Annotated in this window: 15 protein-coding genes; 1 reads left to right on the top strand and 14 read right to left on the bottom strand. The window is 55.1% G+C overall.

What is annotated here, in order from left to right:
* Positions 1 to 54: 54 nt before the first annotated feature.
* The 12 genes from E4P32_RS21595 to phaC all read right to left on the bottom strand — a co-directional run bounded on the left by E4P32_RS21595 (position 55) and on the right by phaC (position 11,548).
* A complete protein-coding gene (locus E4P32_RS21595) occupies positions 55 to 609 on the bottom strand; it encodes a chemotaxis protein (RefSeq protein WP_116435624.1) in 555 nt (184 codons plus the stop codon).
* A gap of 43 nt (positions 610 to 652) precedes the next feature.
* Positions 653 to 1,582: a flagellar motor protein MotB gene (motB, locus tag E4P32_RS21590; RefSeq protein ID WP_116435623.1), complete on the bottom strand. Its 930-nt coding sequence runs from the start codon at positions 1,580 to 1,582 to the stop codon at positions 653 to 655.
* Positions 1,583 to 1,615: 33 nt separating this feature from the next.
* On the bottom strand, positions 1,616 to 2,476 hold the full coding sequence (gene motA / locus E4P32_RS21585; RefSeq protein ID WP_116435622.1) for a flagellar motor stator protein MotA: 861 nt from the start codon (positions 2,474 to 2,476) through the stop codon (positions 1,616 to 1,618).
* A gap of 174 nt (positions 2,477 to 2,650) precedes the next feature.
* Positions 2,651 to 3,427 (bottom strand): class I SAM-dependent methyltransferase, encoded by a 777-nt coding sequence (locus tag E4P32_RS21580; RefSeq protein ID WP_116435621.1) that lies wholly within the window; start codon positions 3,425 to 3,427, stop codon positions 2,651 to 2,653.
* A 65-nt stretch (positions 3,428 to 3,492) separates the two neighbouring features.
* On the bottom strand, positions 3,493 to 4,083 hold the full coding sequence (gene flhC, locus E4P32_RS21575) for a flagellar transcriptional regulator FlhC (protein WP_116435729.1): 591 nt from the start codon (positions 4,081 to 4,083) through the stop codon (positions 3,493 to 3,495).
* A gap of 127 nt (positions 4,084 to 4,210) precedes the next feature.
* Complete coding sequence (gene flhD, locus E4P32_RS21570; protein WP_116435620.1) at positions 4,211 to 4,528, bottom strand: flagellar transcriptional regulator FlhD; 318 nt, start codon at positions 4,526 to 4,528, stop codon at positions 4,211 to 4,213.
* 471 nt (positions 4,529 to 4,999) lie between these two features.
* Entirely contained in the window at positions 5,000 to 6,178 is a 1,179-nt protein-coding gene (locus E4P32_RS21565) for a cystathionine beta-lyase (protein ID WP_116435619.1), read from the bottom strand.
* 72 nt (positions 6,179 to 6,250) lie between these two features.
* The gene (locus E4P32_RS21560) at positions 6,251 to 6,694 is read right to left on the bottom strand and encodes a hypothetical protein (protein WP_233526713.1); all 444 of its coding nucleotides are present in this window, start codon (positions 6,692 to 6,694) and stop codon (positions 6,251 to 6,253) included.
* Positions 6,694 to 8,070, bottom strand: a complete 1,377-nt coding sequence (gene rimO / locus E4P32_RS21555) for a 30S ribosomal protein S12 methylthiotransferase RimO (RefSeq protein WP_116435617.1) — start codon at positions 8,068 to 8,070, stop codon at positions 6,694 to 6,696. Before rimO ends, E4P32_RS21560 begins: the two co-directional genes overlap by 1 nt.
* Positions 8,071 to 8,178: 108 nt before the next feature.
* The gene (gene phaR / locus E4P32_RS21550) at positions 8,179 to 8,736 is read right to left on the bottom strand and encodes a polyhydroxyalkanoate synthesis repressor PhaR (protein ID WP_116435616.1); all 558 of its coding nucleotides are present in this window, start codon (positions 8,734 to 8,736) and stop codon (positions 8,179 to 8,181) included.
* Positions 8,737 to 8,905: 169 nt separating this feature from the next.
* On the bottom strand, positions 8,906 to 9,646 hold the full coding sequence (locus tag E4P32_RS21545) for a 3-ketoacyl-ACP reductase (protein WP_116435615.1): 741 nt from the start codon (positions 9,644 to 9,646) through the stop codon (positions 8,906 to 8,908).
* Between the two features lie 165 nt (positions 9,647 to 9,811).
* Positions 9,812 to 11,548, bottom strand: a complete 1,737-nt coding sequence (gene phaC, locus E4P32_RS21540) for a class I poly(R)-hydroxyalkanoic acid synthase (protein WP_116435614.1) — start codon at positions 11,546 to 11,548, stop codon at positions 9,812 to 9,814.
* 66 nt (positions 11,549 to 11,614) lie between these two features.
* Here phaC and E4P32_RS21535 point away from each other — a divergent pair, with 66 nt between their 5' ends.
* Positions 11,615 to 11,860 (top strand): hypothetical protein, encoded by a 246-nt coding sequence (locus E4P32_RS21535; RefSeq protein ID WP_116435613.1) that lies wholly within the window; start codon positions 11,615 to 11,617, stop codon positions 11,858 to 11,860.
* A gap of 108 nt (positions 11,861 to 11,968) precedes the next feature.
* On the opposite strand, the gene E4P32_RS21530 is transcribed toward E4P32_RS21535, so the two are convergent.
* Together E4P32_RS21530 and E4P32_RS21525 are read right to left on the bottom strand one after the other, a co-directional pair.
* The gene (locus tag E4P32_RS21530) at positions 11,969 to 12,205 is read right to left on the bottom strand and encodes a hypothetical protein (RefSeq protein WP_116435612.1); all 237 of its coding nucleotides are present in this window, start codon (positions 12,203 to 12,205) and stop codon (positions 11,969 to 11,971) included.
* Positions 12,202 to 12,933 carry a sulfite exporter TauE/SafE family protein gene (locus E4P32_RS21525; RefSeq protein WP_116435611.1) on the bottom strand — a complete coding sequence of 244 codons (732 nt, stop codon included), beginning with the start codon at positions 12,931 to 12,933 and terminating at the stop codon, positions 12,202 to 12,204. Before E4P32_RS21525 ends, E4P32_RS21530 begins: the two co-directional genes overlap by 4 nt.
* Between the last annotated feature and the right edge of the window lie 74 nt (positions 12,934 to 13,007).

Genomic DNA, 13,007 nt, shown 5'->3' with positions numbered 1-13,007 from the left:
CATCTTCAGATCACCGAAGAGCCTCGCCGAATCTGCATATCGAGGCGGCTTCGCTTAAAACAATTCGATGTCGCCGCTTTCCATCCGCGTTTGCCGCACTGTTTTCCACAAGCCGTTTTCAAGTGCGGTCAGGCGTTCTTCCATCGACTCCACCGTGTTCTTGAGCAGGATCTCGAGCATCTCCACTGATTGCGCGGAATCGGGAGTAATTTCAAAACTGTTCGCGCTGAGCACACCCAGCGCATCGCGCAAGCCGATAACGCGGCGGACAATACGCTCCAGCAACTGGCTGGTCATGTCCTGGAATTGCAGGCCCGTCACCGCAGCGTTGACGTGCACCGTAATGTCATCCTGCATGAGCTTGAGGCGAGCAATATCCTCAGCAGACAAGATGCCGTTGCCGGCCATGACCACTTCAAGTTCCTTTTGCTGCGCGAGGACAGCGGTGTGCAACTCCATGAAGCTGGATCCCAGCTTCTCGATCGCTTCGCCGAGCAGGATGTTGGTTTGAACCAGATCCGTCTCAACTTCGGTCAGTTGCCTGCTTCCACCGCTAGCCGTATCGAGCAGCAAGCGTTTAAGCTCTTGCAGCATTTTGGGTGTCGACATAGGAAGCCCTCCTTTTCAATTGGGCCTGATGTTTAAAATCCGGTTAATTCTTGGCCGGTTCGCTCAAGCCGTCTTTTACTTCCGCTTCCGACGACACATCGAGTGAAGACGATCCGCCGTTCTGTACCAACTCTTCCGCCTTCTTGTTCATCACGATGATGCTGATGCGACGGTTGATCGGATTGAACGGATCTTCCTTGTCCAGCAGTACGGCCGACGACAAGCCCACCACGCGCAATACCTTTGATTCATCCATGCCGCCGGAAATCAGCTCACGACGCGACGCATTGGCGCGATCGGCGGACAACTCCCAATTGCTGTAACCCTTTTCGCCACTCGAATACGGCGTGGCGTCGGTGTGGCCCGACAGGCTGATCTTGTTCGGCACATCGTTGAGCGTTTTGCCGATCTCGCGCAGAATTTCACGCGTATAGGGCTGCAACTGTGCGCTGGCCAGCGCGAACATCGGACGGTTCTTCTCATCCACGATCTGGATGCGCAAGCCTTCGGACGTGATATCGATCAGCAGTTGATTCTTGAACTGCTTCAAGGTCGGGCTGCTGTCGATGGCGGTCTCGATGCGCTTTTTCAACTCGTCGAGACGCGCGCGCTCTGCCTTTTCCAATTCAGCCTGGGCTGCGCGTACGCTGCGCTTGCTGGTGACATCGTTCTCGCCCTTGCGCAACTGGCCTTCCTGACGTGTCAGATCCTTGCCCCCGCCGGGCAGCACCGTGTTGGCGTCGCCGCTACCGGAGCCGCCAGCCATCGCCACTTTGAGAGGGGTCTTGAAATATTCTGCAATACCGTTGAGATCGCCCTTGGCGGTCGATCCCAACAGCCACATCAGCAGGAAGAACGCCATCATCGCCGTCACGAAGTCGGCGTAGGCGATCTTCCAGGCGCCGCCGTGATGACCGCCGCCGCCCTTCTTGATGCGTTTTACAATAATGGGACGTAGCCCTTCGTCGGCCATGCCTTACTCCTGCTGATGACTGGTCATATCGGGTTACTTGCTTTTTGCCTGTTTGACGTGTTCTTCCAGTTCCAGGAAGGACGGACGTTCCGTCGAGAACAGGACCTTGCGACCGAATTCGATCGACAAGGCAGGTGCGTAACCGTTCAGGCTGGCGAGCAGAGTGACTTTGACGCATTGATAAATCTTGGTCGACTCGTGCAGCTTCTGCTCCAGCAAGCTCGACAGCGGGCCCACGAAACCGTACGCCAGCAGAATACCGAGGAAGGTACCGACCAGCGCGTGCGCAATCAGCATACCCAGTTCGGACGGTGGGATACCCACCGATTCCATCGTATGCACCACGCCCATCACCGCCGCCACGATACCGAACGCCGGCATGCCGTCACCCAGCTTGGCAATGCAATGCACCGGGATTTCACCTTCGTGGTGATGGGTTTCGATTTCGTTGTCCATCAGATTTTCGATCTGGAACGCGTCCATGTTCCCCGACACCATGAGGCGCAGGTAATCGGTCATGAACTCGATCAGGTGATGGTCGGCCAGAACGCCCGGATATTTACTGAAAATCGGGCTCGACTCAGGTTCTTCGATGTCGCCTTCGATCGACATCAAACCCTCTTTACGGGATTTGGTCAGAATCTCAAACAACAACGACATCAGCTCCATGTACAGAGCCTTGGTGTAGGTCGACCCTTTGAAAACGGTCGGCAACGCCTTTATCGTGGCCTTGATGGCCTTGTTGTTGTTACCGACAAGAAAAGCGCCCCCCGCTGCTCCGCCGATCATCAGCAACTCGATTGGCTGAAACAACGCCCCGAGATGCCCCCCTGCCATTGCAAATCCGCCGAAGACGGACAACATGACGATTACATATCCAATTATGACTAACAAGTGCCTACTCCCGTCCCAGTGGCGTTCAGTTTTTTTACCTGCTATCAGATTACATGCAATCCTCTCAAGCAAATGATGGAATACATGACCGAAAGCGGGCTTTCATTTTCAATTACGACACCAAAGATAAAAACTTGATAACGTGCGGAGAATGTAACACAGCTCTTTTTTGTTTCACATACGCCAACCATACAAAGCTGGCCCATTTTCCTTCGGATGCACAATGACATCCGGCTGCACGCCTTCAATGATGAATTCATAGCTCAGCAACAACGTCCCTGGGCGCATTTCCGCTCGCGCTTTTTGCCATAGCGCCGCCATTGCCGCCGGCGACAGATAAGCGAAGATCGCGTCGTAGTCGCAAAAATCCAGGCGCGTATAGTCGCCACGCACAAAAGCGCCGCGGCTACGAGTAAGCAAGGCGCGTACCTGACTCACCAGCCAAGGCAACGGTGCCAGCTCGATACCGATGAAACGGCTGTCGACGCGCAATCTCGACAAATAGAGAACCGCACCGCCCAGGCCACTGCCGATATCGATCACGTGCAACGGCTTGTCGGCCGGCAGCAGAGCCGCCACGGCATCCCAGGTTGACTGACCGGATGGATAGAAAGGCACCTGACTGCGAAACGTCGACCAGAACAACAGCAGCAGAAAGAGGAACAGCGCAAGGAACAGCGCGGGCGGCAAATGGAAGGAATTCACCAGCACGACGGCTGGCGGAAAGAAAAACAGAATCGGCGCCCACCACGACGCCATGCGACGCAGGTAAGCAATGCCGGCGGCCAGCGCACCGTGCAGGAAAGCGAAAGGAATGGGGGAAACAGCGACGCCGAACAGGCGCTCACCCGCCTGTCCTGCCAGTAACGCCAGAATTAGTGCTGCACAAAGAATGAACAACGCTTGAATTGCAGGTGCTTGCAGAACGGGTCTGCGCTGCCCCAATGTCATCTCGGCCTCCAAGCCTGCATCAAAAGCCGATTATTGTAACGCGACAGTCTTCAGAATGATCCGGATCAGGCAACGGCGGCGAGCAACTGCGCTTCGAGCGCTGCAGCGATGGCCGGAGCGGCAATCGCGTCCTTGGCCTTCTTGGTTTTACCGGCGCGCGATGGCATGTGGCACAGACCGCACAGGTAGTCCTGATGCAGATCCAGACGATGCACAACAAAGTGACCGCGGCATTTGCTGCACGGAGTGGTCGTCAGCATCTTGCTTTCGAAGAAACGCACCAATGTCCAGGCGCGTGTCAGCGACAGCACGGACTCGTCGCCATCGGCAACCTGACCGGCTTGCTCAAGATACAGCTTGTAGGCCTTCATCACGGCCTCGATGCCGGAGATCTTGGCATACGCGACGAGGTATTTGTGAATATTGATGAACAGCGAGGAATGGATGTTCGGCTGCCAGGTGATGAACCAGTCTGTGGAAAACGGCAGCATGCCCTTCGGCGGCGAGACGCCCTTCAGTTCTTTGTAGAGCTTGAGCAGACGCTCGCGCGACAAAGAGGTTTCGGACTCCAGCAATTGAAGACGCGCCCCCAGATTGATCAACTCTATGGCCAATTGAATCTCTTGCGATTCAGTAATCACGCTTTTCTTAGCCATGAACACACCCCCGATATTTTTTAATTACAACTAAACTTCTTTGCCAACCTGACTGACGCTTAACGTCGAATCATTCTCCCGGGTTGACCAAGTCAACCCAAACATACCACGAAGGATGATTGCAGCGTCAGGAAATTTGTTCGACCGGCTGACAAGCCATCAGAATCGCTGCATGCGATTGGGCCAGACCCTTGTCTTTGTTGTAATTGGTCAGCATGCCGAGGATTGCACCGTCGTCGAAGCGGAATCGCGTCAACATCATGTTGGTGCCGGCAAGTTTCAGAATTTGCGCGTTACTCAGACCTTGAATCATGTCTGCTATTTCGTCGCTGATACCAAGACGAAATATGGCGGTTGCCTTGTCGGATCGAATCATTTGCTGAGCCAACATCAAATAACTCAGATTTGCGTCACGAATTTCGGCCATCATGTCATCGGTATTCATTTAACCCCCAACTCAAAATCAATTTACACCCGGTTACTTTTTCTTACCGGTAAGGCTGATTCTGAGGGGGTGTTGAAAGGCAGGAAATTAGTGGATGTCGGTATTTTTCGTCGGTTTCGACCCAAGCAACATATAGGACTTTGTCTTACAAAAATACCGCAAAGTTTCTGCAAAATTCAAGATTTTTTTCCAAGACCCGCAGCCACATTGGGTTTAGAGCGCAATAAAAATTTCATTTTTAAAAAAATTTCCACGAGGAAATCAAGATGAAAATTGAATTTTTATCAATATTTCCTACTATTCAAAATCATCCTGTTTTCCTACTTTGTTGTCGCCAAACGACTACGAAAAACCGAAATAACTTCAATTTTCAGACTTTGTAACAAGAACTGCCGAGAAAACTCCTTAACTTTTACAAATACTTACCTTCAAAGAGAAATTCGGCGGCTTTGATATCAGGGCGACAAAAACCTACTTGGCAGCATGCATTGCATCCAAGCTTTGTGCGATGTCGGCAATCAAATCTTCCGCCGACTCCAGTCCGATATTGAAGCGGACCAGCCCGCCCTTCTCCGCCCAGGTCTGACGCATGGTCTGCATGCGATAGGGGACGCACAGACTGTGAGCGCCGCCCCAACTGAAGCCGATCTTGAACAGTCTCAGCCCATCAACGAAACGATCGATTTGCGCCTCGGTGAATCGCTCATCAAAAATCACCGAGAACAAGCCGCCTGCACCGGTGAAATCACGCCGCCAGAGTTCGTGGCCTGGACAGTCCGGCAATGCCGGGTGCAAGACTTTACTGATCTCCGGCCGTTGCTTGAGCCACGCGGCCACTTTGCGCGCAGCCGCATCGTGCGCATCGAAACGCAGCCGCATTGACGACAGGCTGCGCAATACCATATAGACGTCATCCATGCCCACGCCGAAACCCAGGCGCATATGCGCCAGTTCCATCTTATGGTTGAGCTCATCGTCGCGCGTGATGACGGCCCCCATGAGGACGTCAGAACCGCCGGATTGATATTTGGTCAGCGCCTGCATGATGATGTCGACGCCATGATCGAAAGCCCGGAACGCCAGTCCTGCCGACCAGGTATTGTCCATCGCCACCGGCACGCCGCGAGCACGCGCAGCCTTGCAGATGGCCGGTACGTCAGACACTTCCATCGATACGGATCCCGGTGCTTCGGTCCAGATCAGGCGGGTGTTGTCTTGAATCAGATCGGCAATGCCAGCACCAATCAAAGGATCATAAAACCGCGCCGTAATGCCGAAGTCGCGCTCCAGCCAGACGACCTGGTCACGATTCGGGCCATAGACGTTATCGGGCAACAGAACGTCGTCGCCGTTCTTGAGCAATGCCAGGTTGACGAGGGCAATTGCGGCAAGGCCGCTGGGCACGATACGGCAATGACGGCCGTCTTCGATCTCCGCCAGGCGTGCCTCCAATGTGAACGTGGTCGGGGTACCGTGCAGCCCGTAGGTGTAACCGCTCTTCTCTTTCCAATTACGCGCCCGCATGGCGGCAACATTTGGAAACAAAACAGTCGACGCATGGCTGATGGCAACCGGCAAGGCACCGAAATTGTCAGGCGCGATGTACTCGCTGTGAATCAGGCTGGTTTGAGGGGTGTATTTTTCTGCCACGAATAACCTCGAATGAATTCTTGTTGGGAAGACGTCGCACTGTCAGGAATCATCCTGTTTTTGCCGCAGGCGTCAGGGAGCGCCGACCTTGAGGGAAAACGGTTTGGTGACGGAGCCGTCGAGCGTGGACCAGGTCCCGCTGAGCAGACCGTCCTTGAAGCTGCCTTCCCACTGGCCGGACACATCCTTGCCATTGTGGGATTCCTCCATCATCAGGTCGTTCTGATCGACTTCGCCGGCCAGCAATATCTGCGCACTTTGACCAAAAACAAAATACTTGCCTTCCAGACCGTCTTCATCCGCCTTGGGCTTTACGCTGAGCTGGACCCGCTCATCGCCGAGGGTGCCGCGCAGCACCGCAGGCTTGCTCAGTGCTTCCTGCAGACTGCCCGGCGCGGCAACGGCAGGCGTCGTTGCCGCGGTTACAGCGGCACCGGCTACAACTTGCTGTGCATGGAGACAAACGGTCAAACCGGACAACGCCAACACCAGCAACAACCTTGAAACGCCTGCCATCATTGTGCCGCAGCCCACAAATCGTGCGCGTCGGCAGCGGTGACCACGACATCGACAAACTCGCCGACCACGAGCTTTTTATGCGGTTCGAACGGTGGTTTGACGTAGACCACGCCGTCGATTTCGGGCGCATCGGCGGAAGAGCGTCCAATGCCGCCGCTGCGATCGACTTCATCAATCAGCACGCGCAGGGTTTTCCCGATTTTGGCTTGCAGACGTTTCTTGGAGATCTCTTCCTGCAGTTGCATGACGCGCCCACGGCGCTCTTCACGAACTTCTTCCGGCACCGGATTGTCGAGCAAATTCGCAGTCGCGCCTTCCACGGGGGAATAGGCGAAGCAACCCAGCCGGTCGATTTCGGCTTCCTTGAGGAAGTCGAGCAGGTATTCGAACTCGGCTTCGGTTTCGCCAGGGAAACCGGCGATAAAGGTCGAGCGGATGGTCAGGTCCGGACACATTTTGCGCCAGGCCTGGATGCGCTCAATGTTCTTCTCACCGCTGGCCGGACGCTTCATGCGCTTGAGCACATCCGGATGGGCGTGCTGCAGAGGTACGTCAAGGTATGGCAGCACATGGCCTTGCGCCATGAACGGAATGATCTGGTCCACGTGCGGGTACGGATAAACGTAGTGCAGGCGCACCCAGGCGCCGTAACGACTGGCCAGTTCGCCGAGCGCTTCGACCAGTTGCGTCATGTGGGTCTTGACCGGCTTGCCGTTCCAGAACCCTGTGCGGAATTTAACGTCGACGCCGTAGGCGCTGGTGTCCTGTGAGATGACCAGCAACTCCTTGACGCCGGCGTTGAACAGGTTTTCGGCTTCCAGCATGATGTCCGCGATCGGGCGGGACACGAGGTCGCCGCGCATGGACGGAATGATGCAGAAGCTGCAGCGATGATTGCAGCCTTCGGAAATCTTGAGGTAGGCAAAATGCTTGGGCGTAAGCTTCACGCCTTGCGCCGGCACCAGGTCCAGGAAGGGAGCATGCGGCTTGGGCAGATGCTTGTGAACCGCCTGCATGACTTCGCCGACGGCGTGCGGGCCGGTGACTTCGAGCACCTTGGGATGGATTTTCTGGATCAGGTCGTCGCCATCACCATCTTTCTTGGCGCCGAGACAACCGGTGACGATGACCCTGCCGTTTTCGCTCAACGCCTCGCCGATCGCGTCCAGCGACTCTTGCACGGCGGCATCGATGAAGCCGCAGGTATTGACGATGACCAGATCGGCGCCGTCATAGGACTTGGCGGTATCGTAGCCTTCGGCTCGCAATTGCGTGAGGATTTGTTCGGAGTCCACCAGCGCCTTGGGGCAGCCGAGTGAAACGAAGCCGACCTTGGGGGCTACCTGGGGTACGACGGGAGAAGCATTGGACATGACGGATGGACTAAAAAAGGTAAGAAAGCGTGGTTCAGGACGAATCCGCTATTGTACCCTTTGACAGGCCGGGCAGCCGTAAACGGCATACCCGCCTTGACAGAATGACTACTTTTTCGCCGGGTCGGTTGGAACGAACGGGAAAGTCCCGAACATGTTCTTGGTCTGACTCTGCATCTGCTCTTGCATCTGGACGAACAGGCTCTTGCTCTGTTCGATGTAGTTACTCATCATGCCTTGCATCATCGGACCTTGCACGTTCATGAATTGCGCCCACATTTCAGGACTGAACGGCTTGCCTTCGTAAAAGCCCTTGGAGTTTTCCGTCAGCTTGTTCTGAATGTCGATAAATGCCTGGATATTCTTTTCCAGGTAAGAGCCCATCATGCCTTGCATGGCGTGGCCGTAGTAGCGAATGATCTGCGACAACGCTGCACTGGAGAACATCGGCGCACCATGCGACTCTTCTTCCAGAATGATTTGCAGCAGAATGCTGCGCGTCAGATCGTCGCCATTCTTGGCGTCGACGACAGCAAATTCCTCGTCGTCGAGGACCAGCTGTTTCACGTCGGTCAACGTAATGTAAGAACTTGTTTGTGTATCGTACAGGCGGCGATTTGGATATTTTTTAATTAAACGCTCGCCTGATTTTTTTGCACTTGTCATCTGAAATTCCAGTCTGTTTTCAGCTATATAAGCGGACCCATATTTTTAGGTTGAAGTCGATCCGCTGGCGTAACGCATTATAGGCGGGAAACCACGCATGCATACAAGTACGCAGTTTCCCTTAAAAGTCGAGAAACCGGAAATGCATCTCCGATTTCCCCACCAATGCTTAGCCCATATGCAAGCCGCCATTCAGCGAAAAGTCGGAACCGGTGGCGTAACCACCTTCATTCGACGCGATCCAGGCGATGATGGAGGCGATTTCCTCAGGCTCCGCCAAACGCTTGACCGGGATGCCGGCGACGATTTTTTCCAGAACTTCAGGGCGAATCGCGCGCACCATGTCGGTACCGACATAACCCGGTGACACTGTATTGACCGTCACCCCCTTGGTGGCGACTTCCTGCGCCAGCGCCATGGTGAAACCATGAATACCGGCTTTTGCGGTCGAATAATTAGTCTGGCCGAACTGGCCCTTCTGACCATTGACCGACGAAATATTGATGATGCGTCCCCAGTTGCGGTCCACCATGCCCTCGATGACCTGTTTGGTCACGTTGAACAGAGAATTCAGGTTGGTGTCGATGACCGCATCCCAGTCGGACTTGCTCATCTTGCGGAACTGACCATCGCGGGTGATGCCGGCATTGTTGACCAGCACATCAACCTCGCCGATCTCTGCCCTCACTTTGTCAAACGCTGCCTTGGTCGATTCCCAGTCGGCGACGTTGCCTTCAGACGCGTGGACGTCGAAACCCTGCTCGCGCATGGAAGCCAGCCATTTGTCCTTGCGGGCAGAATTCGGGCCGCAACCGGCAACTACCGTGTAGCCGTCTTTGGCCAGACGTGCGCAAATTGGGGTACCGATGCCCCCCATGCCGCCGGTCACATATGCGATACGTTTTACCATGGTCCTGCCTCCTATTTGTGTCGGGTGGATAAGTTCCGGGGATGACGACGACTGCTATTCCACATTGCTGTGCATGCAGACATCTTTATGAAACCGCATCCCGTTCTTGTTGATTGCTGCTTTTATTGCCTGTTGATCTTCGCAGACCCTATTCGTCTCATTGCCTCATTCGGCTCTGACTTTGACGTACCTCCCCGGCGCCGGTTCAATCGGTTTGAATTTGGCATTGCCCGCTTTTTTCGGTGCTGCGACTTGCTTGCCGGCATGCTTGACAAGGAAACCTGACCATTCGGTCCACCAGCTGCCGGGATGTTCCACGGCGCTGGCAAACCATGCTTCGGGATCAGCCCCGATCTTGTCGTTGGTCCAGTAGCTGCGTTTCTTTTTTGCCGGCGGATTGATCACGCCGGCGATGTGTCCAGAAGCACCCAGCACGAAACGATTGTTTGCCGGCTTTTTGGCGTTGAGGATAGCGGTCGACGCAAAGGCCGAAGCCCACGGCACGATGTGATCCTCACGCGAAGCGTAGATGAACGCCGGCATGTTGAGCTTGTAGAGATCGATCTTTTCACCGGCGATGGTCAGCTTGCCCGGTTCCTTGAGCGCGTTTTCCAGATACATGTGCCGCAGGTAATAGCAGAACATCGGTCCCGGTAAATTGGTGCTGTCGGCATTCCAGTAAAGCAGATCGAACGCCTGCGGCGTTTCGCCCTTGAGATAATTCGATTCGACGTAATTCCACAGCAGGTCGTTCGGCCGCAGACTCGAAAACGCCGAGGCGAAATCGCGCCCCGCCATCAGGCCGCTCTTGCCGATCATCTGCTCGCGCATTCCGATCTGGACGTCGTCGATGTAAACGTCAATCGCGCCGGTATCGAGGAAATTCAGGAACGCAGTCAACAGCGTCAGACTGGCCACCGGCTCTTCACCACGCGCAGCAAGCACCGCCAGGGCGCACGAAAGAATGGTGCCGCCGACGCAGAAGCCGAGCGCATTGATCTTGTCTTGCCCGGAAATTTCCTGCGCCACATGGATCGCGCTGACCACGGCGTCATCGACGTATTGATCCCAGGTCGCGGTCTCCATTGAGGCATCGGCATTGCGCCAGGAAACCAGGAACACTGTATTGCCCTGCTCCACCGTATAACGAACGAGCGAATTCTGCGGCTGCAAATCGAGGATGTAAAACTTGTTGATGCAAGGCGGCACAATCAGCAGCGGACGCGCATGCACCGTTTTGGTCAGCGGTGCATACTGGATGAGCTGAAACAATTCATTTTCGAACACCACCGAACCTGCGGTCGTGGCGACATCCTTGCCGACTTCAAAGGCGGTTTCATCCGTTTGCGAAACGCGGCCTTTCTGCAAATCCGTGAACAATTGTGCAATGCCGCGCGTGAGGCTTTCACCGTGCGTATCGATAATCTTTTGCTGGGCTTCGGGATTGGTCGCAAGGAAGTTCGCCGGCGACAGTGCATCGATCATTTGCTGCACCGCAAAACGAAGCTTCTGTTTGATCTTGTCAGACGATTTGACCGCATCGACAATAGAGGTCAGAAAGCGCGCATTGAGCTGGTAAGCCGCCGCATGAAAGGCGAAAAACGGATTCGTCTGCCATGCCGGCGCGGACATGCGGCGATCGGTAACGGCGGGAATCTGCGAGCTGGCCGCACTCTGCCACAGACTGGCGAACTGATCCGCATAGTCTTGCTGCAACCGGACGACATCGGCTGGATCGAGTGTGGCGCCGAGGTCGCCCAACTGCTTCTGAATCGACTGTACGTCAAGCTGGCCGGCGGGCGTGTGTCCGGTCTGCCAAGATTGCCACGTCTGGGGATCAGATAACTGGCTTAGCCATGCTGAAACAACGGGAGGGACACTATGCGGGTTCTGCGTATTCATGCTCGCTTCTACAATTTTCGCGTATTGTTACGGTTTGTCGCTCAGTCTGTAAAACCAGAAACCACAATGTACATCGTCGCAATCGCATGGTTATATGTCGTCTTCATGATGTCGATTACCGAACAGTCCGTCACTGCAGGAATCATGACGTTTTTCCTGTACGGCGTATTTCCCTTGACAATTGTTTTATACCTGATGGGTACACCGCAACGCAAGCGGAATCGTCAAATCCGGGAAAAATCGAAAGCAGCGCATGAGGCCGCACAAAGCCCGGAAAATGAAGTGGTGCAGGATCAGAAAAACGAGTCCTGACACGCAATGAGAAATGCGCCTTCATGTCGACATGAAAGCGCGAGAATTACACAGCGGCGCAAAACCGCCAATAGAAGAAATACGATAGTTGAAAATTGAAAATTGCGCTCAGCCACGTATGAGCAACGTCTTCGCCGCATGCAACGCAAGGCATTCTCGTAATGCGTCCTCAATGCCGTTGCTGCGCCAGCGCGGAACAACATAAACTACCGCAGCGCTCAGTTCACCATCCTTGCGTGGACCGCAATTTTCCACATCGAGTGCGCCGACGGTTTGCTGACCCAGCCTGGCATAAATGCGCAAGCCATCCGCCCGGATTTCGATGTCGAACTGCAAGCCGTTCATCGCCACAGATGTGAACTCAGGTGCAGTCCCAGCAGCAGCAAACCGATGAAGAAGCAGCGGCGAAACAGGGTCGCCGAAATCTTCCCGCGCAGCCACTGCCCGAGGAACATGCCTCCCAGCGCCGGCACTAATGCCATCACCGAAATCGCCGCGCCTTCCATCTGCAACGCACCGCCCTGCGCGAGTCCGACCGCCATCGCGATGGTCGACACCGTGAACGACAGACCGAGCGCCTGAATAAGCTCATCCTTTTCCAGGTCAAGCGCCTGTAAATACGGTACTGCTGGAATCACGAATACCGCCGTCGCCGCAGTGACCAATCCAGTGGCCAGACCGATTGACGGTGACAGATACCTTTCCCTGTCGGTGCTGACGGAAAATTTCACCGCTGCCAACCCCAATACGGCATACACGACCAATGCCAGGCCGAGAAAAATCGTCGCGCGCCCGCTCATATCGGTTGCCATGAAATTCGCACCCAGCAAGGTGCCGACGACGATCCCCAGCAACATCAGCCAAAGCCGCCGCAGCAACCACATGAAGCGCCCGCCGGCCAGCAATTGCCAGAGGTTGGTTACCAGCGAAGGTACGATCAGAAGTGCAGCGGCCTGCAACGGCGGCATGAACAAACCGAGCAGCCCTACCGCCACGGTGGGCAGGCCGAGTCCGACCACGCCCTTGACAAAGCCGGCCAGCAAAAAGACGGCCGTAACCGCAGACAGCAGCATGAAATGAGTAGAATCAAAAGATAAACTGGTCGGCACGGCGGCTCCTCTGGTATTCATTCAACAATGCGCCAAGT

The organism is Herbaspirillum sp. 3R11, assembly GCF_004563925.1.
Classification (GTDB): Bacteria; Pseudomonadota; Gammaproteobacteria; order Burkholderiales; family Burkholderiaceae_D; genus Herbaspirillum.
The sequence above is the reverse complement of the archived record's forward strand: the minus strand, read 5'-3'. Positions and strand labels throughout refer to the sequence as shown.

Bases quoted from the DNA above. Each gene is read 5' to 3' on its own strand.
- E4P32_RS21595 (WP_116435624.1), bottom strand. From the start codon at position 609: ATGTCGACACCCAAAATGCTGCAAGAGCTTAAACGCTTGCTGCTCGAT.
- motB (WP_116435623.1), bottom strand. From the start codon at position 1,582: ATGGCCGACGAAGGGCTACGTCCCATTATTGTAAAACGCATCAAGAAG.
- E4P32_RS21580 (WP_116435621.1), bottom strand. From the start codon at position 3,427: ATGACATTGGGGCAGCGCAGACCCGTTCTGCAAGCACCTGCAATTCAA.
- flhC (WP_116435729.1), bottom strand. From the start codon at position 4,083: ATGGCTAAGAAAAGCGTGATTACTGAATCGCAAGAGATTCAATTGGCC.
- flhD (WP_116435620.1), bottom strand. From the start codon at position 4,528: ATGAATACCGATGACATGATGGCCGAAATTCGTGACGCAAATCTGAGT.
- E4P32_RS21560 (WP_233526713.1), bottom strand. From the start codon at position 6,694: ATGGCAGGCGTTTCAAGGTTGTTGCTGGTGTTGGCGTTGTCCGGTTTG.
- rimO (WP_116435617.1), bottom strand. From the start codon at position 8,070: ATGTCCAATGCTTCTCCCGTCGTACCCCAGGTAGCCCCCAAGGTCGGC.
- phaR (WP_116435616.1), bottom strand. From the start codon at position 8,736: ATGACAAGTGCAAAAAAATCAGGCGAGCGTTTAATTAAAAAATATCCA.
- E4P32_RS21545 (WP_116435615.1), bottom strand. From the start codon at position 9,646: ATGGTAAAACGTATCGCATATGTGACCGGCGGCATGGGGGGCATCGGT.
- phaC (WP_116435614.1), bottom strand. From the start codon at position 11,548: ATGAATACGCAGAACCCGCATAGTGTCCCTCCCGTTGTTTCAGCATGG.
- E4P32_RS21535 (WP_116435613.1), top strand. From the start codon at position 11,615: ATGTACATCGTCGCAATCGCATGGTTATATGTCGTCTTCATGATGTCG.
- E4P32_RS21530 (WP_116435612.1), bottom strand. From the start codon at position 12,205: ATGAACGGCTTGCAGTTCGACATCGAAATCCGGGCGGATGGCTTGCGC.
- E4P32_RS21525 (WP_116435611.1), bottom strand. From the start codon at position 12,933: ATGCTGCTGTCTGCGGTTACGGCCGTCTTTTTGCTGGCCGGCTTTGTC.